Annotated in this window: 13 protein-coding genes; 4 read left to right on the top strand and 9 right to left on the bottom strand. The window is 62.1% G+C overall.

Features of this window, described 5'->3' with window-relative positions:
• Positions 1-47: 47 nt before the first annotated feature.
• On the top strand, positions 48-512 hold the full coding sequence (locus AOP79_RS11300) for a heme-binding protein (RefSeq protein ID WP_062073646.1): 465 nt from the start codon (positions 48-50) through the stop codon (positions 510-512).
• On the opposite strand, the gene AOP79_RS11295 is transcribed toward AOP79_RS11300, so the two are convergent.
• From AOP79_RS11295 to AOP79_RS11285, 3 genes are read right to left on the bottom strand one after another with little or no spacing between them, the layout of a single operon-like run.
• Entirely contained in the window at positions 509-3,505 is a 2,997-nt protein-coding gene (locus tag AOP79_RS11295) for an AAA family ATPase (RefSeq protein ID WP_062073644.1), read from the bottom strand. The genes AOP79_RS11300 and AOP79_RS11295 overlap by 4 nt on opposite strands.
• Positions 3,502-4,731 (bottom strand): exonuclease SbcCD subunit D, encoded by a 1,230-nt coding sequence (locus AOP79_RS11290; protein WP_062073642.1) that lies wholly within the window; start codon positions 4,729-4,731, stop codon positions 3,502-3,504. Before AOP79_RS11290 ends, AOP79_RS11295 begins: the two co-directional genes overlap by 4 nt.
• A gap of 39 nt (positions 4,732-4,770) precedes the next feature.
• On the bottom strand, positions 4,771-5,109 hold the full coding sequence (locus AOP79_RS11285) for a hypothetical protein (protein ID WP_062073640.1): 339 nt from the start codon (positions 5,107-5,109) through the stop codon (positions 4,771-4,773).
• Positions 5,110-5,277: 168 nt separating this feature from the next.
• On the opposite strand from AOP79_RS11285, the gene AOP79_RS11280 reads away from it, so the two are divergent.
• A complete protein-coding gene (locus AOP79_RS11280; RefSeq protein WP_062073638.1) occupies positions 5,278-5,772 on the top strand; it encodes a PIN domain-containing protein in 495 nt (164 codons plus the stop codon).
• Between the two features lie 168 nt (positions 5,773-5,940).
• Positions 5,941-6,546 (top strand): hypothetical protein, encoded by a 606-nt coding sequence (locus tag AOP79_RS11275; RefSeq protein ID WP_152648114.1) that lies wholly within the window; start codon positions 5,941-5,943, stop codon positions 6,544-6,546.
• 60 nt (positions 6,547-6,606) lie between these two features.
• Here AOP79_RS11275 and AOP79_RS11270 read toward each other — a convergent pair whose 3' ends face one another.
• The 6 genes from AOP79_RS11270 to AOP79_RS11250 all read right to left on the bottom strand — a co-directional run bounded on the left by AOP79_RS11270 (position 6,607) and on the right by AOP79_RS11250 (position 11,218).
• On the bottom strand, positions 6,607-7,206 hold the full coding sequence (locus tag AOP79_RS11270; protein ID WP_062073635.1) for a dienelactone hydrolase family protein: 600 nt from the start codon (positions 7,204-7,206) through the stop codon (positions 6,607-6,609).
• Positions 7,207-7,267: 61 nt separating this feature from the next.
• On the bottom strand, positions 7,268-8,110 hold the full coding sequence (locus AOP79_RS11265) for an anti-sigma factor (RefSeq protein WP_062073633.1): 843 nt from the start codon (positions 8,108-8,110) through the stop codon (positions 7,268-7,270).
• Positions 8,107-8,772, bottom strand: coding sequence for a sigma-70 family RNA polymerase sigma factor (locus AOP79_RS11260; protein ID WP_236683422.1), 666 nt, complete (start codon positions 8,770-8,772; stop codon positions 8,107-8,109). Before AOP79_RS11260 ends, AOP79_RS11265 begins: the two co-directional genes overlap by 4 nt.
• Before the next feature lie 27 nt (positions 8,773-8,799).
• Complete coding sequence (locus AOP79_RS11255) at positions 8,800-9,072, bottom strand: hypothetical protein (protein ID WP_062073631.1); 273 nt, start codon at positions 9,070-9,072, stop codon at positions 8,800-8,802.
• Positions 9,073-9,252: 180 nt separating this feature from the next.
• Positions 9,253-9,411 carry a hypothetical protein gene (locus AOP79_RS11845; protein ID WP_161794271.1) on the bottom strand — a complete coding sequence of 53 codons (159 nt, stop codon included), beginning with the start codon at positions 9,409-9,411 and terminating at the stop codon, positions 9,253-9,255.
• A gap of 118 nt (positions 9,412-9,529) precedes the next feature.
• Complete coding sequence (locus AOP79_RS11250; protein WP_062073629.1) at positions 9,530-11,218, bottom strand: cytochrome c biogenesis protein CcdA; 1,689 nt, start codon at positions 11,216-11,218, stop codon at positions 9,530-9,532.
• A gap of 344 nt (positions 11,219-11,562) precedes the next feature.
• On the opposite strand from AOP79_RS11250, the gene AOP79_RS11245 reads away from it, so the two are divergent.
• Positions 11,563-19,886: DUF7927 domain-containing protein (locus AOP79_RS11245; protein ID WP_161794270.1), on the top strand; the 8,324-nt coding region annotated here is incomplete at its 3' end.

The raw sequence follows: 19,886 nt of genomic DNA, 5'->3' as shown, positions 1-19,886 counted from the left end.
CGTCCCGTACGTCACACTGGAAGCACATTCCCAACGAAGGGCCACCAATGTTCACTGGAATCACCACAGAGATCTGCGCACAAGCGTGGGACGTCATTACGCCTGCCATCAAGCGCGGCTACGAGCGCGACATCCTGGATGGGTTCAAGGGCGGCGTGGTGGTCTTGGATCCGGCCGATGCTTCAGCGGAGCCGATCTTCACCGCTCACCTGGGAGACGATCCTGCGTCGTTCGTGGAGTGGGCAACCGCGAAGGCTGCGGTGGCAGCGCGGACGGGGATGGACACGTCGCGCCTGCGCGACCACTCGCCGCACCTGTATCGGGCAGGGGACATCAAGTGGCCTGGGGCCATCGTGCGCGAGGGCGTTGTCGTGGCGTTCAGCGGTGTGCAAGGCGAGTACGACGAGATGATCGCGGAATGGCTCGTGAGCGCCATCCGCGCTATCTGCCGAGTCGAGTTCTCGAACCCCGATGGGCCAAGCCACAACGGTGGGCCGTTCCTCGAGGGCTAGACGCTCGCAGACACCGCCACTCGGCTCGAGCCATCGGAGGCCTTGACCACATCGAGTTTGGCGGGAATCTGTTCCTTCATCGCCTCGACGTGAGAGATCAGCCCGATGGTCCGGCCACCGGCGCGCAGTTCGTCGAGCGTGGACATTGCGACCTCGAGCGTGTCGCCGTCGAGTGAACCGAAGCCTTCGTCGATGAACAGCGTGTCGAGCCGCACGCCTCCGGCCTCAGCGGACACGGTCTCCGCCAATCCGAGGGCCAGTGACAGTGACGCCAGGAACGTCTCGCCACCGGAGAGTGAACGTGTCGAGCGCGAACGCCCTGTATGGGAGTCGGCGATGCGTAGTCCTAGTCCCGTCTGGGCGTTGCGGTACTGACGGTCGTCGTCGTGTTCGAGGCGGTACTGGCCGCCGGACATGATCTGTAGTCGCTGGTTGGCGGCGCTTACGATGCGTTCCAACTTGGACGCCAACACAAATGACTCCAGACGCATGCGCCGCTCGTTGGGAGGGTCGCCCGCCAGCGAGTCCGCAAGCGTGAGCGCCACGTCTCGCTTGTCACGGGCGTCCTGCGTGGCGGCCGCCTTGTCCTCGTATTCAGCACGCATGGAGGCCAACTGGGTGACCTTTGCGCCAGCCGACGCTTCCGCGGCGACCGCCTCATCACGCTCGCGAGCCGCCTCCTCTGACGCCGCCGCCAGTGCTGCGAGATCGGCAACCTCTCCGGGCAGTTCTTCGCCTGCGAGTTCCTCGACTACTGCCTGCGCCCCACTAAGGCTGCTGCGGTGATCATCAACGGCGGTCGCGAGCAACTCCAGCTCGGAGGTGTCCAGAGCTGCCTCCGACGCCGCTTCAGTTGATTCAAACGCACTCGCGCCAAGGGCCTCAGACAATTCCGTGTCTCGCTGGTCGGCGGCCCTGCGCGCCTCATCCACATCGCCAGCGGCAGTAGCGACGCGCTGAACTAGAGTGCGTGAGCGCTCCAGCGCATCCACGTACTCGCGTACTGAGTCGTAGCCCTCGGGTACCGCTGCCGTGAGCACTTCGGCGTCGACCACGTCCTTGGTTGCCGACGCCAGCGCTGACTGTGCCCGGTTGACTGACTCCACGGCCGTCTCAATCTCAGCGTCCAGACCCTCCAGTTGCTGCGTGAGCGACGCGATCTCTTCCGCTAGCCGGTCTCGCTCGGCCACAGCATCGGTGGCTCGCTCATGTGCCTCCCGTGCCACGACGAGTGCCGCGTGGGCTTCTTCCTCGTCGCCCTCACCGGTCGCAGCGAGCGCCGCCGCAAGGTCGCGATCGACGCGCTGGGCGGCCTCCGTCGCGGTGGACAGAGCCACATGCGCTGACTCCATGGCCTCTCGCGCGGACTCCACCTCGTCGTCGGTGACGTGATCCGACGAGGGGCGAGCCGGCTCCGGGTGCTCCGTGGATCCGCACACTTGGCATGGCTCACCGGGAATGAGCGCCTGCGCTAGATGTGCGGCCTGAGAACGCAAGCGCCGGTGCAGCAGCGCGTTGTACTGCTCGGCGGCGCGCACATGCACCGTGGATGCTTCGCCCTCGACCCCGCGTGCCTTCGCCAACTGTGCCTCGAGTTCCGAGGCCTTCGCATAAGCGTCGAGTACGTCCTCCGCACGTTTCAGAGCGTCCGCAGCGTCGTCGAGCCGGGCCGATGCTGCGGTGGCCTTGACCTGACGCTCACGTACGTCGTCGATCCGTGGGGGAAGTTCCTTTCGTTGGGTGAGCAGCTCGGCGTGGTGGTCACGTGCCGATGCCAGCGCAGTCTCGGCATCGACCACTGCCTTCCGCAGTCCGGGCAGCGCCGACTCTGCCTCAAGCGCAGCTGCGAGAGCGCCGATGCGGCTCGCAACGTCCTCAACACTCGACCGCAAAGCGTCCTCAGCAGCGTCCTGCAGATGGTCCTCGTGCGAATCGTCCGCTGGCCACGCAAGCACCAGTGCATCGTCGGCCTGCGCGGACTCGCACGCCAACTGATGGCGCGACCGAGATGTCTCGAGCGCCTCTCCAGCCTCCCGCGCCGAGCGCACCGCGCCTACCAGGGGAGCGGCAGCACGCGCCAGCTTGAGGCGCTCCACCTCAGCGGCATGTGACTCCGCTGAGGCCTCTAACTCTTCAAGGGTGGTCCGTGCCCGGTGCAGGCGCGCACGCTTCTCTTCAATCGCTTGCGCGGTGGAGTGCACCTTGGCCGCAGCATCAACTCGCTTCACCGTGTCTCCGCGCCTTGTCGCGGCAGTCGCGGCTTCCTGCTGAACCTGCTCCGAGGCGTCGATCCACCACTGAGTAATCTGTGCCGGCTCCGGGGCCTCAGAGCCGACCAGGTCTGCGGCGCGTGCCACCAGATCCGTCAGAGAAGCATCGGCCGTTTCCACGGCACGTCCCCGCTCGCGTGCCACATTGCGTAGGTGCTCTTCGATAGCGCGGAACCGGCTTGTGCCAAATAGGCTCCGGAGCACCGCGAGGCGTTCCTTGGTGTCGGCTTGCAGGAACTCTTGGAACCGTCCTTGGGCCAGCAGCACCACTTGGAGGAACTGCTCGGCGCTGAGGCGCATGATTTCGGCAATTGCCTGGCCGACCTCGACGGGACGCACTGCCATCGCATCCCACTCGCCATCCCGTTCGGCCCACAGTTGGGCCGTCGCTGCTTGTTTGGTGAGGCCATCGCCGCGTTGCTTAGGTCGCATGAACTCGGGGGAGCGGGTGACCTTGTAGCGCTGACCGCCGGCCTCGAACACCAGCGTGACTTCGGTGGGATCGGTGGGGGTGCAGAAGTGACTGCGCACTGATTTGTCGGTGCCGTCGTACCGGGGCACTTTGTCGTACAGCGCGAAAACGATGGCATCGAGAATCGTGGACTTGCCCGCGCCGGTCTTGCCGGTGATGACAAAGATGTCGTCGTCGAACTGCGTGAAGTCGATGCTCTGGCGCGCGAGGTATGGTCCAAAGCCCTCGATGGTGAGGCTCAGCACCTTCATCGGGTGGCCTCCTTGGTCTCCAACGCATCGAGTGCAGAGTTCAGCAACTCTTGTTCGGCCTCGGTAGGCCCGGCGCCGTTGCGCACGTAGGTGAGGAACTCGTCGAACACCTCGGCATCCGTTTTCCCCTCCACGCGCGCCGCGTAGTCGTGCTCGCCGTGGTCATGCACGTGGGCGGGTCGGTGAGTCAGTGTCACCGCATGCGGGTAGCGCTCTTGAAGAGTGCGCATCGCGTCGCGGGGAAGTTGGTCATCGGTGAGGATCACCTCGACCCAGGCGTCACGGGCGTCCTCATGAGCGCCTTCCGCCATGAGTTCTGCCAGGGTGCCCTCAATCCGCGCAGCCTGGCGGGGTGTGGGCAACTCGAGCCACTGAGTGTCCGTCTCGCCACCGGCGTCAATGTCCACGAGCCACATGCCTTTTGAACTCGACCGTTCACCAAAGCTAAATCGCAGCGGCGCGCCGCTATAACGAACCGTGTCACTCAAGGTCTGCCGGGAATGAATGTGGCCCAGCGCTGTGTAAGCGGCACCGTCGAAGGTGCTCGTCGCCACCAGATTGAGGCCACCACGCGTAATGTCTCGTTCCTCGGCCCGTCCGGAGTCTTCCTGAGTCTCGGGCGGAGCCTCGCCTCCTGAACCCGCGGCAAAGCAGTGCGCGGCGACCACAAAACGAGGCGTGGCGCTTGGAGACTCAGCGGCAGCATCGGCGCTATCTCTCGCCGTGGCTTTGCTACGCGCATCGTCACGAATCCACTCCATCGCAAACGTCAACGCGTCCTGGTGTGTGCTGCCCGTGAAGTCTGTGTACGCACTCCGCACAAACTCGGGATGCAGATACGGAATGCCGTACACCAGCACCTCGCCATGCTCATCAGTGAGCGTGACAGGGGAGAGATCGGTGTGGTCGGCTTTGATGTGCACGCCGCCCGCGCTCGCAAATGCGGCGTTGTGTGCCAGCCGTGCCGGACCATCGTGGTTGCCCGAGGTGAGAACTACCTGCGCACCGGTGTCGCGGATCGCCCGTAGCGCCGCGCCCAGAATCGTGAACGCATCCGCCTTGGGCGTCGAAGAATCAAAGACATCGCCCGCCACGATCACCGCGTCCACCCGGTGCTCGCGCGCCGCCTCCGCAATGGCCGCAAGCGCTACCCGCAGGTGATCATCGGTGCTGTGACCATGGAACGTCCGGCCGATGTGCCAGTCACTCGTGTGCAGAAACCTCATGCCCCGAAGGCTAGCGGCGGGCGGTGACATTCATAGCGCTCAGCTGTGTGGTGCAGTGCGCCCGCGGCTCTGTCGCCAGTTGTCGACCACTACCTGTGCCGCGAATTGCTCGTGCATGGTGTCGAGGATGCGTAGACCGATCTGCGCGAGCACCCACAGTGGAATGCAAGTGATCACGCCAACGAATGCTCCAGCGAGGGCTCCCCAGAAACTCAGAATTGAGCCGTCAATCTCTGCGCCAAGGATTCCACCGGTGATTGCCAAAGAGGCGACCTGAAACACCACCCACACACCAAGCATGAATTCAATCTTGGATGTCTTGCGAAGTCGGGCGAGCTCGGGCGTGCGCAGGGCGTTGTTGTCGTCGATGTATGCCATGTGAGTAGAAAGTAGGGGATGAATGCCCTGGTCCGGCGCAGATCCACGCGTGTGCGGTAGGCGTTGTGGGGTATTGCACATAGCGACCGCGATGAAGGTCCTATGTCAGACCCCATCCGTAACGTGTTTCTTGTGAGAACTTGCACGGCCAACTGAGGGGGTATTGCTATGAGTGTCATTGACACGTTTCGACCGTCCCGCCGGCTCTTTCTGGTGGATGTCGAGAACTTACTGGGGTGTGAGCCTGCGGAAGCGAATGCTGCATTGTTCGCAATCGCAGTGGAGTCTTTCCTGGAGCGGATGCACTTCGCTCCACAGCGTGACCTAGTGATTGTGGGCGTTGGCGACAAGGCAGTGGGGAATGTGTTTGGTCTCGCGGTGCCGCACCGTTTGGTCGTGAAGGCAGGGGAGTCTGGCGCTGACCGGGCTTTGGTGGAGGCAACAGCCGATGCTGACTTCATCGCCGCTCGCTTCGACGAGATCGTGGTGGGCTCGGGAGACCACGAGTTTGTGCGCACTGTGATCAACATGAAAGCTCGCGGTGTCCACACCACGGTTGCGTCGCGTGACGAGGGTTTGAACTGCACGCTACGCACCATTGCGGATGACGTCGTCTACTTGGCTTCCGCCAAAGAACTGCTGGGAGTGGCGCTAGCGGCCTAATGGGTGGCAGGCGCCAAGGTTTTTCGTGCAGGCCATTGTATGGAATAGGCACTCAGACACCTGTGTTTTCACCAGCAACATTACATTTGTGCATCGCCCGCGCAAACTATGCAAAGTGGTGGAAAACTAGTGGGTGATGGCTCACGTTCACGGACGGATGGAGAAGCAGTGACTACCCCCAACGTCCCGGCGTCTGAGATGCGCGATGGGCAGCCGGGAAGACACTCCAAGATCACGAGCATGCACGCCTACATGACTGATGCGACGCGACGGCTCAAGCATCGCGTGTCGCCAGGTGTGAAGACTCTGATGCAGTATCCGAGCACACGCCTCGCGCGCAAGCCGCAACAAGAATCACCGCAGGCAGCGACCGCCCCGTTCATCGCTGAGGGAGACGCGCCGGTTGCCTTCGCGAACGCGCCCACGGACGTCATCGACGCCGAACTGATTGACCCCGATCTAGATCCTGCGGTGGAGCCCCACGTGATCCACCGCACCCTGGCGCATAGCGAGAGCCCGGCAGCCCACCACGCCGCAAGCGCAGTGGTGGGCTTCGAATGGGTGATTCGCCTCGTATTGCTGGGACTGTTTGCGCTGCTGCTGTATACAGCGGTCTCAGACAACTGGTTCGGTTCCGCGACGCAAGCGTTTTCCGGGTGGTACGAGGAGGAGGTCGCTCCATGGCTCACCTTCGAGATGGAGGACGTCATCGTTCCCGCTGAGGTGGAGGCACCGCAGGAGGGGCAGGGCCTGCGGACCTCAGTCTCCAACTAGGTCGCTCGGTCTCCACCCATCGACAACAGGAGCGTGCCAGCGGGAGCCAGCGAGGCTGACTTACATTGCGACGGGTGCGGGCCTCGCGGTTCCTGCGTCGACAGAGGTTAGCCACGCCAGGACTCGCTCTTCAAACAGATCCGCAGCGTCACCGTCATAGTCGGGCAGTGAGGGGTCAACAAACATGTGTTGCTCACCGGTGTAGGTGAAGACGTCGGCGCCAGGTACACACCTGTGTAGCGCCGAGACTTCCTCGGCGGTGCACCAGTCGTCGGGGTCGGCCACGTGCACTTGAAGAGGAACTTGGGAGCGCCATGCGGAACCGAGTTGCGCGGGATCCATGGCGCCGCCCATCAACACGCAGCCCTGGATCCTGCGCGCGTGTTGAGCAATCAGTTGCGCCTGCATGGTCCCCATAGAGAACCCGAGGGCCACGTTGGCTCCACGGTGCATGCGTGTTGACCGCATGGCAACGTGGGCGAGCGCGTCATGGCCGATGCTTTCCGCGAACGCTATTCCGTCGTCAAGATTGTCGAAGGTACGTCCCGAATACGAATCGGGCGCATGGACAGTGTGGCCGGCGCTTCGGAGCCTGTCGGCCATGTCGCAGAGTCCGTCCGTGAGCCCGTGCGCGTGGTGAAAAAGCAGAATCTCGGCCATACCTTCAGTCTCACCCGCATCGGCTTCGCGCGCACGGTGAGCGGGGGCGCGACCGGAAAGTTTAGGCCTTACCAGGCATCGTGGTGATGCAGACGGCGTCGCTGGTGGGGGCGTCGGACCCTCCGGGCGGTTCCATCGTGACGGCAACAGCTTCCATATCGGCGACGTCGGCGTCGACGACGGCCATGTATTGGCCGTCATCGTGCGGCATGAACGTGGGTCCCGCCATTTTGGTTCCGTCTGCCATGACGAGCCACAACTGGTATTCCATGCCGTCGTCTGGCATCGGCGCGTTGTCTCCCATGATGGCAAGGGAGTCCATCCGGTCGCTCGCGATGACGTGTCCGGCGCCGAGCTCAAGGTCCATGGAGGTGGCGTCGGGTGCGGACATCACCATCATGGCGTCCTTCTCGACGGCGAGTTCCGCTTCGCGCTGGGCACGTGAATCGGCAACGGTGATTCCGACGAGGGTGAGCACTACGGCCGATGCCGCAGCGGTGGCGGAGAGCGCCCACGTGCGGCGGGCTCGCCGGTGGCGGCGCGCAGCGAGCTCATCGGCCTGGGTGGGGGCATCAGCGGGGGACTGCACATCGACCTGAGCGTGAGGCGTTGCCGGGGACTGGGCGTTCGCGGCAACGTCGATGGTTTCGAGGGCGGGCGGCAACTGCGCGGTGCGCCGAACTTGGTCCATGACGTTGAGTTTGAGTCCCGCGGGAGGAGTGGTTTCTTGCGCGACGGCGAGTTCCTCGACCGCGAGTGAGAGCGAGGCGACCTCGTGCTGGCAGTCGTCGCATTCGGGGAGGTGTGCGAGGAACGCATCGCGCTCAGCATCCGTGAGGGCGTCGACGGCGTAGGGCGCGGCAAGGGAGTGCACGTTGTCATTCGGGTAGACCGTGTCATTCATGATTCCGTCTCCCAAGCGTCGCGTAGTTTGATGAGGGCGTCGCGGATGCGCGCCTTGGCTGTCCCCAACGGGATGTTGAGGGCGTGGGCTACTTCGCGGTGGGTGTAGCCCTTAAAGTAAGTCAACTCAATGGCTTCACGCTGGCGGCCTGTCAGGAGCGTGAGCCCAGACCGGACCCTTGCCACCTGCCACTCATTGTGAAGTTGGTCGACAACATCGTCTTGCTCGCCATGATCGACTTCCGATGTCGCTCCGTGTGCCAGCATTCGTGTGGCGTGAGCTTGTTCGGAACGGACTCGATCGACGGCTCGGCGATGTGCGATGGTGAGGATCCACGAACGCGCGGTTCCTCGGGTGCGGTCAAAACGCGAGGACTGGCGCCACACTTCCACGAGCGCTTCTTGAGCGACGTCTTGCGCCATCTCGCGGTCACGCACAATGCGAAGTGCGAGGCCGAACACCGCCGCGGCTACGAGGTCGTAAAGCCTCTGGAAGGCCTCCTCGTCACCGCGGGCGGTGCTCTCGAGCAACATGGCCAGGGCGGCGGGCGAATGTGCATCGCGCACCACTCCAGCGTCGGCTCCGGCTGCGGACGAGGTTGCCGATGCGGGCACAGCACGCAGATGGCGCTCAGCGCTCATCGCATCGTTCCCATCGTCCATGTCCTCGCCACTCTCGCTTCGACGAAGTTACGCGTCGTCTTCTTCCATGGAATCGTCTTCCATCTTGTCGTCCTCCATGGAGTCATCCTCCATCGAGTCGTCGTCGTGCTCCATGGAGTCATCTTCCTCCATGGCGTCGTCCTCTTCCATCATGGCGTCCTCGGTGGGCTCCATGGACTCTTCCATCATGGAGTCCTCACTCATGGCGTCCTCGGGCTCAGTTGAGTCGCCACAGGCAGCCAGCAAAGAACCGGACAGCAAGATCACAGCGGGAACAGCGAATGTTCGAAGCGTAGGCATGGTTCCTCCTTGATTGGGGTTTCGCGAGCCAGGGGTGGCCCGATGCCAGGTATTCGGAGGGCCGATGCTGGAGGATGGGTGGGGAGTTGAAGTTTTCTGAAAGCGGGGCTAGTGGCTAGACGTGAATCGAGGGGCGGCCCGCTGTGGGACCGCCCCTCGATCTGCGGAGGGATGAGGGAGTTAGCCCTCGGAATCCATCGTGGATTCCATGGTGGACTCCATCTCAGAGTCCATCGTCGAGTCGTCGGTACCGTCTGACGACGAGTCACCGCATCCTGCCAGCAGTGAACCTGCGAGCAGAAGCGTGGCGGGAAGGGCAGCGGCCTTGCGAAGTTCCATGGTGGATACCTCCTGGGGACTGTTGGAATACGGCGGGTCACCCTGACCCGCCTCTACTATTCACACCCGAAATATCCCTTTGTGCCACCGGAGGCGGGCAAAACTTTACCCAAGCCCTTTACCCAAACGTGAAGGCATAGACCTCGATGCCTGGCGAGAACTCGATCGTAATTACGTCGTCCGTGGGCTCACCCAGCACCAGGTCGTATCGATCCGCTGTGCCATCAACTGTCACTTCCGTGACCTCGCCTGTGTTCTCGGATGTCACCGTGACTGTGCCTTCGCCAGCCATGACCAGGTGCACATCGGCCGCGTAGTAGTTCAGGGTGAGTGACGCATCGTCCCCGGTCAGGCCGTACTCATCCGTCAGAGTCCATTCACCGTGATAGGCGAACATGTCCTCTCCAGGCGTGCCGTCGTAAGTGAACGTCACAGGCTCATCCTCGACGAGTTGGTCGCCATTCTCCGCGTACTCGAGGCGGCCGTAACCCACATAGGTCTCATGTGTGCGTCCGGAGGTGTGGTTGCCTGCATCGGCGTCCACTGTGTCTTCGGTGTCCGTGTCCAAAAGTTCCTGAATGAGGAGCTCAGTGTCCTCATACGCACCTTCGCCGTAGTGGACCTGCACCACGGTGCCGCTCTGGTCCACCAGGTAGTGAGCAGGCCAGAAACGCTGATCCCATTCGCGCCACGTCTCAAAGTCGTTGTCGATGGCAATCGGGTATTCAATTCCGTAGCGTTCCGCTGCATCGGTGACATTCGACACGTCCTTTTCAAAGGCAAATTCCGGAGAATGCACACCAATGATGGTCAGGCCCTCATCGCGATACTTGTCATCCCATGCCGTGATGTAAGGGAATGTACGCTGACAATTGATGCAGGAATACGTCCAAAAATCGATCAGCACCGGACCATCGAGGTTCTCCAAGTCCAAGGCTTGACCGTCGTCAGTATTCAGCCACTCCTGGATTCCAGGGAGATCACGAGCGGGACCACAATTGCGCAAGACATCTCCGCCCGCCGCTTCGCACTCGTCAAAGGTCATCGCCCCCACCGCTGCGGTCTGATCCTCGCGTCCAGTGAGGTCATCAAGTTCCTCGCGGACGGACTCATTGTTCTCAATGGATTCTTGAGCACTGGCAAGCACACCGGGCACCCAGCGTTGCAACGGCTCTGCCACGTTGGTGGCAATCACCACGGCCGTCAGCACCAAGATCACACCGGAACCGATGCGGATCGCTTCAAGGCGCTCGCGGACAAAAGAGATGCGCGAACCCATGGCCTGGCCTGCCAGCCCGAAAGCCAGCAACGGAATGGCGATGCCCACCGAGAATGCCAGCGTCAGCGCCACCAACCCCCACGAGAATCCGTTGGTGGCGGCCAGCACAGTAATCGAGGCGAGGATGGGTCCAGCACAGGGGACGAACACCAGGCCAAGGGCCATGCCCATCACGAACCCATTGCCATCGCGGTCCATCTTGACGGGGCGGATGCGTTCAAAGGGGCGCTGCAGCAGTTCACCCAGCGGCGGGATCGCCAACCCTAGACCCACGATCGCCAACACGATGATTCCGGTCCACCGAAGCAAAGCGTCTGGTAGTCCCAGGGTTGAGAGCAGAAGTCCGCCCAAGAGCGTGAAGAACGCAAAGCTTGTCACCAGGCCAGCGACCACCGCAACGGGGCGACGCTTCGAGGTGGCTCCGTCCTGCACTGAACTGGTGAGAATGGCGGGCAGCACCGGCAAAACGCACGGGCTGATGGCAGTGATAATGCCGGACACGAGTCCAACCAAAGTGAGCGTGATCATGCCTAGAGTTCGGAAGCCTCGCAACTGCGGTTGGGTCTCAGTGTCGGCCCGCGCTGCTTGGTGCAATTAAGTCCACCAGGAGAAATGCCGATAATGCAGTCGTGATGTTCCTGTTGCGGCATGAGAAATCATCGGATTAGATGACAGGGACAGTCTGCAGTCACATTGTGGCGTGGCTGCAATCGGAGCAATGACGCTCTAGGCATGACCCAATGGGCGCAGTGACGCGTCGGGGGAGGCATTGTCGGATGCACGCGAGTTCGCTGATCACCTATGTTCCTTCAATGCCGGGCGAGCGCGCTTTGCGCCCTCGTTGGTGGCGCCGGACTTGGCGCCACAAACTGGTGAGTGGCGCGCTCGTCTTTGCCGTAGCGCCCGTCGCTGCGGTGGCGGTGGCAGCGGTGCAGGCAGCGCCAGCGGTGGGTGCACCGGGCACCCCGGGTGTCATGCAAGCCCCGACCGTGGCGTGGTACGAGGACTTTCAGAACATTGCCACCGAGAACTCCACAGCATTCGTGAACACGCTGGTGCCAGTGACGGGCGACGAGGTGGCCCAACCGGGTTACTTCTCCCCGGGTGGCGACACCTACACTTCCGACCCCGACTTTACGGATGGTGCCTATTGCAACGGTTTGCTGGTGCGAGGCAACGGGAACGCAACCCTCTCATCCAACAATCTCACCCGGCAAGGCGGGGACTTGACCCTCGACTGCGATAGCAACGCCAACTGGACCGTTGCCGTCTTCGCGTCCAACATTGCAGGCCGGTGGCAACTGGACAACAACTATCCCTACAACGGCCAGCCCCCCGAGCTCGCTGGAAACAACGAAGCCACGAACTATGCGTTGAGCTTGTTCAACACCAACGGTGCAGCCGAGGGAGTGCTGTTCGATACTGCCCAGAACATTCCGACCATTGCGGGCCACTCATATATGGCCACCATCGATGTGGCTACTGCGACGTGTCAGGCCAACAATCCTGTGTCCTTGGTTCCTCAGATCGAACTCACCCAAGACTCCGGGTCCACTCTGCTTTTCCCGGCGCTTGGAGAACCTGGGGCTCCCAACTCTTGTGCTTACGACTACGGCATTCAAGCGGGAAACAGCAATTTCAACCGCATGACCCGCGCCTCCACGCAGGTGGCCCCTGTGGAGATTCTCAGCGATGGGTCTCCTCTGCAGTACACGCTGTCAGTTCAAACGCCGCCTAACCTGAGGTCCCTCGTCGACAACCCTGTCATCGTTGACACCACGCCTCAGTTGGACAAGGAATTCCTTCCGGGCGTGCACGTAGCCGGACAACAGAGTCGAGTCACTTTCACCGTGACCAACACACACATGGTGGGGGATTCTGCGACAGCCTCGGGTCCCAAAACCGGCTGGTCTTTTGATGACACGCTGCCTCCGGGCCTGGAGGTATCGAGTACGCCTGACCCGCTGACGACCTGCACCAACGGATCGATCACGGGTACCGGAACGTCCATTTCGGGAACGGGAGACCTGTCAGGGGACTCGCTAGAGTCGTGCACGCTCTCCATCAATGTGGTCGCGACCGCGCCCGGTGAGTACACCAACGTTGCCACCGACGTTTCGGTGACCGGGCTGACATCCCCCGACGACGCAGACATTCTGTACTCCGAGGGCGATGTATGCCCCACCACTGCCACGTTGTGGCAGTTTGGTGCCGGCAATATCACGCACGCCAACGAGATCAGCTTGGTGACCGGAGATTACGTAGACCAAGGGCCCTTGCCTGGTGACTTCACCACGAACGCTGTCGGGTACAACGAAGCAGACGGCTACTACTATGGCGTCGCCGATTCGACGATCAGTAGCACGCCAAGGATCTATGCCATCTCGCCTGACTACTCAGAAGTGATTGACCTCGGTGAACCCGACTGGAGTGATTCGCCCTATAGCGGGGGCAACTTCCCGAACGCCTTCAACGTGGGCGACGTCACGCCGGGCGGAATCTACTATGCGCGCGGTGCTGACAACAACGGGAACTGGCGTTGGGCGGCCATCGACGTCAACGCAGACTCTCCCGACTTTATGAAGGTCGTGGGCAGCGGCGGCGCAAACTTTAGCAACGCCAACTACAACATCGGCGCGGACTGGTCATACAACCCGGCCGACGGCAAGCTCTATTCGGTGGGCTGGAACACCAATTCCAACTCTTCTGCATACTTGGATGCATCCCTCTTCAGCTTGGACCCGGGCGCGGGAAACGCTACCCAGGTGGTGCAGTCTCTGGGTCGCTTGATCGCCTCGGATGGGAGTGCTACCCAGCGGAATCCCGCCAGCCCGGGAGTCAACGCCAACTACAACACCTTCGGTGCGACGTACATGGATGCTGATGGCTTCCTCTACGCCTCCGCCAATGGTTCTGGCCACATTTGGCGCATCAATGTCACCGACCCCTCGGACTATGACTTCTTCGCGTTCGGACCGTCCTCGTCGGGAAACGATGGAGCTCGGTGTGCGAGCGCGCCCGTCAGTGTGGATTTTGGTGACGCGCCTGAGTCGTACGGAACGTTCCTCGCTGACGGTGGGCCATTCCACGAGATCGTTACTAACGACCTCGACCAGCCGCTCGTCATGCTCGGCGGGTCGGTGTCCCGCGAGAACGAAGCACAACCCTCAGCCCTCGCTGACGCGGACAATGACGATGCCTTCACGGGTGAGCCAGTCATCGTCCACGGGGATAGTGGGTCCACGGTCCAGGTACCCGTCACGAACAATGGCGGTGAGGCTGCCACCTTGGTGGGCTGGGTCGACTTTGACCAGTCTGGAACCTTTGATGAGGACGAGCGCGGTGTGGCCAATGCTGGGACGTCGACGGGAACGGTGACGCTGAGTTTCCCGAACGCCCCGGACGTGGCCTATGGGCCTACCTTCATGCGCTTGCGCGTGTCGTATGAAGGCGAAGAGAACATGCCCACCGACACCGCTGCTGGCGGTAGTGGCGTGTCGACCGGTGAGGTTGAGGACTGGCGAACCCAGGTCATCCCTTCTCCGGTGGAGTGTCAGCCGGGCCCCGTGCTCATCAATGGAGACCCGGTGGACGCGTACCGTCTCAACCTGGTGACTGGAGAGAGTGAACTGCTCGCCGAGGACATCGTCACCCTCGATGCTGCGGGCTACAACACCAATACGGGCTACGTGTATGGCCTGAGTGCTGGAACAGACACGGGGCCGACGCTGGTGCTCGCTACCGGTGAGGGTGATCACCTGACATTGGGTGAAGTCACCAACTCCACGGCGACCCCCGTGCCACTTGACGGTTGGACGCTCGGAGATTTCGATAACGATGATCACCTGGTGGTAGCCACGGGAGCCACGGACCCGTTGACATGGGCCAAGATCAACGTCACCACGGGTCAACCTGACTTTTTGGCGGTGGACTCCGCCGGTACGGCGGCGTGGCCTGCGAATGTGGAGTCGCTCGCGCTGGACTGGGCATATGATCCGGTGCTGGATTCCATGGTGACAGTGGGCTACACCACGGGTGGCACATGGGTCCTTCTGACGTTCGATCTCAACTCCGAGACCTTCGAGGTCACGAGCCTCCTGGGGCTCCTGACTGCCCCCGATGGCACGTCGATCACTGGAGGAAACCCTGATCCCACCATTGGTGGCGTCATGATTGACGAGAACGGCTTCGCCTACATCACCAGCAATGACACCGGTCAGATCTGGAGAATCGAAGTGGCGTCGGGTGCCACTGACTTTTACTCGTATGGCCCTGCTCCGGAGGCTATCGACGAGGTCGGATGTCCGCTGACGTCTATCCCCGTCGACTTCGGCGACGCACCGAATTCTTACGGCACCACGTTGAGCGTCGATGGCGCTCGGCACAGCCTGATCGAGCCGGACGGTGCGGAAATCCCGGACGTGTTCCTTGGTTCACCTGGTGCCCCCGGTGCAGCCGACAGTGAGTTCGACGGTCAGCCTGATATGGGCGCTCGCGGTGACGACAATACGGCCGATGCCGACGAGACGGGCCTGCCTCAGGGCACGACATTCGAGATGGGCTCCGCGGTCTCATTGACCGTTGACGTGACCAACAACTCTGACGATGTGGCGACGGTTGCCGGCTGGGTGGACCTCAACGGCAATGGTGTTTTCGCGGCAGATGAGCTGGCGACAGGAACAGTTCCGGCCAATGCGGGGGAGAGCACGACGATCCTGACATTCGACGCTGCCACGACCTTTGACGCTTCGACCTATGTGCGCCTGCGCGTTGTGCCAGGGACGTGGGCAGATCCGCAGCCCACCGGGCCGGCCGCAGGCGGTGAGGTCGAAGACCATCGCATCATTGCTGTGCCGCCATTCCCATTCGAATGCAGTGCCGACGGTTACATGACTGTGGGCGCGGGGCCAGTAGCACTCAACGCACTGCAGATGGTGACCGGCGAACAGACAGAGATTGCTGCCGACGTGTTCCCAGACGAAGTCAATGCGTTGGGGTACCACCCTCTCGACGACTACATCTACGGCACCACTGTCAACAGTGATGGCGACACCGAGGTAGTGCGCGTGGGCGCTGATGGCACTGTCCAGTCATTGGGAGTGCCCGTTGAATCGGGAACGGCGGTGGCGCTCACGGGAGAATGGACGGCGGGCGACATTGATGAATCGGGTCAGTTGTGGCTCGCCCGAGGTTCTTCGGACCCTGTGGAGTGGGCCCAGGTGGACCTCGACGGAGCGTCGAGCACCTTCCTTGAGGTACTCACCAGCGGCACCGCAGACCTGACGGATGCTGAGAGCATCGGCGACTGGGCGGTGGCTGGCGGAAGCGGCGGTGCCCCCTTGCTGTACTCCGTGGGAGCGTCGGACGGCACCACCGATGAGTGGTCCGTGGTGGAGTTTGACGCCGCCGCAGGTACCTTCTCGCTGGTCGCGGACCTTGGCGCGTTGACGGCCCCCGACGGCACGGAGACGACGGGCGGTGAGTTCCCCGCGATCTTCGCTGACCCCGATGGCTACATCTACGCCCATCACGAGGGCACCGGGCTCCTGTGGCGAGTCGCATCCGGGGATGGCAGTGCCGACTTCTTCGCTTACGGCGGCGCGACCGGTGCGCTCGACGGCGCCCGCTGCGCGACGGCACCGCTCCCGATCGACTTTGGAGACTTGCCGGATCAGTACGGCACCGAACTGAACGCGGATGGCGCACGCCACGGCATTGTCGACTATGACTCCAACGCCGGCTATGCACCGTTGATGCTGGGCTTTGAAGGTGGCCTCGACACAGAAACGGATGGTGTCCCAAGCGCAGGTGCCGATGGTGACGATATCGCAGGTCCGGCGGCTGATGACGAAGATGGTGTCCAGGGAACCGTGGTGCTGGAAACCGGCGAGATCATCGTCGTGCCGGTAGCCGTGACCAACGACACGGACGAGCCCGCAACATTGGCTGCGTGGATCGACTTCAACGCTGACGGGGATTTTGCCGACGCCGGCGAAGTGAGATTGCTCCCGGTGAACGCTAACTTCCGAGGCATCATCGATGTGACATTCCCCGCTCAGGTAGAGGTCTTCGATACCTACGGACGTGTGCGGCTCATGCCCGGTGAGGTGGCCGATGCTCAACCTACCGGCGCAGTCATGGGTGGTGAAGTTGAGGATTATGCCGTAGTGACTGCAGCGCCGGAGCTCGATATCGAGAAGAGCATCGTCGGTGATCCCAACACCGTTGCGCCAGGCGAGACCATGACATATGAGGTCACACTCACGAACCCGGGGAGTGTGAACTACACCGACGGAAACCCTGCGCGCTTTGTCGACAACATGACTGACGTGCTGGATGACGCCGCGTGGGCTGGGAACGTCGCGGTCACTCCCTCGATCCCCGCTGACACGGGGTCATGGACTTTCAGTGCGGTCACGAGTCGCCTGACGTGGCAGGGCCCGCTCCAGGCGGGCGAGTCTGTTTCGATCAGATACGACGTGACGATCAACACGCCTCCGAGCGATGACGGTGACCCTGCAACAGACGAAGACATCCTGACCAACGTGGTGACGGGCCCCGCAGAGTCCAACTGCGCATTGGGGGCAGACCCCGCTGATCCGTTGTGCTCGACGACGGTGCCGGTTGAGGGTTTGCTCGTAACAAAAGAGGTGACGCCCGAGGGAATTGTCACCGTTGGCGACGAAGTGTTCTTCACGATCACCGTCGAGAACGTAGGTGCGGTCACGTACGATCCCGCGACGGTGACGGACAACCTGGCAGAGATGGTCGATGATGCGACCTATCAGGACAATGCCGAGGCCACGATCAACGGGGCCCCCGCGACGGAGCCCGACGTCACCGGAGACGTCCTTACCTGGAGTGGCACGCTCGCCCAGGGCGACGTCGCCGTCATCACGTTCTCCTTCATCGTCGATGAACCCGATGACGCCTCCAACGGGGACATGTCCAACGTCGCGCAAGTGCCGGGATCCAATTGTGTTGCGGATCCGGATACGGGGGAGTACCCCGAGGAGTGCACCACGGACACCTTGGTGGGCGCTTTGGAGGTGTCCAAGGCCGTCACCCCTGCCGACGAGGTCTACGCCGGCGACGAGGTCACCTACACGGTTACGGTGGAAAACACCGGTGCCGTGACCCTGACCGTTCCTGACTACCCCTACTTCGACGATGACCTGTCAGACGTACTCGCCGAAGGTGAGCTCGTCGGCAGCCCCTCGACCGCCTTGGTTGCAGGCTCAGGAAACCCAGGTGTCGCGACAGTGAATGGCGACACGCTCCACTGGGAGACAGACACGCTCGACCCGGGGGGCATCGTCGAAGTCGAATACACCATCAAGGTTGACGACACCCTCGACCCAACCCAAGACCACATTCTCGAGAACTCAGTGGTGTCCATTCCAGGCTCAAGCTGTGAAGCGGGTTCAGACAACCCCGACTGCACGACGTCGGTTCCCATCCGTGCACTTGAGCTGAGCAAGACCGCGGACCCGAGCGACGAAGTCGCGGCCGGCTCCACCGTGAAGTACACGGTGGTCGTCACGAATACGGGCGCCGTCGACTACGACGGAACCACGGAACTTGCGTCGTTTGAGGACAACCTGACCGGAGTGCTCGACGATGCCACATGGGATGACAACATCACCATTACACCCACCGATGGGACAGATCCCGGAACTGCCACGTTCACCGCGGGGCCTCCCGATCTACTCTCCTGGGCTGGTCCCTTGCTCGTGGGTGAGAGCACAGTGGTGGAGTACACCGTGACGGTTGGCGACCCGCCTGGCGGCGACAGTAACCTCGCCAACGTTGTCGCAGGTCCGGCTGGATCCAACTGCGCGCAAGACAGCAGTGACGCAAACTGCGGCACCGAGACCCCGGTGCGCGCTGTCACGATCACCAAGAGTTCACCCAACGACGTTGTGCTCGCAGGTGATCTCGTGACCTATGAAGTCGTCATCACCAACACCGGTAACGTGGCCTACACGGAAGAAGAGCCGTTGCTCGTCGAAGACACCGTGACTGCCGTTCTGGATGACGCGGTGTGGACGGGCATTCTCGTGACGACGCCGCTGACTGCGCCACAGGCGACATTCAACCAGCCCATTCTCACGTGGGAGGGACCTCTCGGCATCGATGAGACGGTGACGATTCGCTACTCACTGAGGGTCACGGACCCGCACAACGGTGATGGCTTGGCGACCAACACCGTTGCTGGTCCGCCGGAATCCAACTGTGATGCTGCACAGGATCCTGCTGACCCGAACTGCACGGTCACTGTGCCCGTCCAGTCGATGGCAATCACCAAGATCGCCGATCCCACGGATCAAGTCGAAGTGGGCGGTCAGGTGATCTACACCATCACTGTGGAGAACACCGGACAGGTCGCCTACGGTGTGGACGACGTCCCCCTCGCGGCGATTGAGGACGATCTCAGTTCGGTGTTGGATGATGCTGACTTCGATACTGCTTTTGGAGTCGAGACGGAATCATCGCTGCCGAGGGATCCGGCCGATGCAGTGTTTGATGGAGACTCCACGTTGACGTGGGAGGACACGCTCGCAGTGGGCGAGACGGTCACGATTCGCTATGCCGTGACAGTCACCGAACCTGGTGTCGACAGTGACGGGCAGCTCGACAACGCGGTGGTGGGGCCTCCCGAGGCCAACTGTTCTGAAGGCGACGACCCGCTCTCAAGTGAGTGCACCACGAACGTTCCGGTGTTGGCGCTGGACATCTCCAAGGAAGCCAACGTTGATGTGGCCATGCCGGGTGACATCGTGCAGTACACCGTCACTATCGACAACACGGGTGGAACGGCCTACCCCGATGTGGTCGTCACCGATGACCTCACCGACGTCTTGACGAACGCGACCTGGGTGGGATTGGTTGACCCCGTGCCTGCTGGCACCGAATATGTCGCCCCGGAACTGACGTGGTCCGGCGATCTTGCGGCCGACGAAACGATCACCATCGTCTACGAAGTCCAACTCAACGACACGATCGACGAGGGAGCCGCGCTCGAAAACGTGGTGGTAGGCCCGCCGGGATCGACGTGTCCGACAGGGCTGGAGCCTGGTTGCACAGTCACCACGCCTGTTTCGCAGCTCGACATCGTCAAGACGGTCGATGCCGACGTCGCTACGCCGGGCGAGGACCTCACTTACACCGTGGTGATCACCAACACAGGCTCTGC

The sequence above is a fragment of the Demequina sediminicola genome, from assembly GCF_000975055.1.
GTDB classification, from domain to species: domain Bacteria; phylum Actinomycetota; class Actinomycetes; order Actinomycetales; family Demequinaceae; genus Demequina; species Demequina sediminicola.
This window is presented reverse-complemented; position numbering and strand designations above follow the sequence as displayed.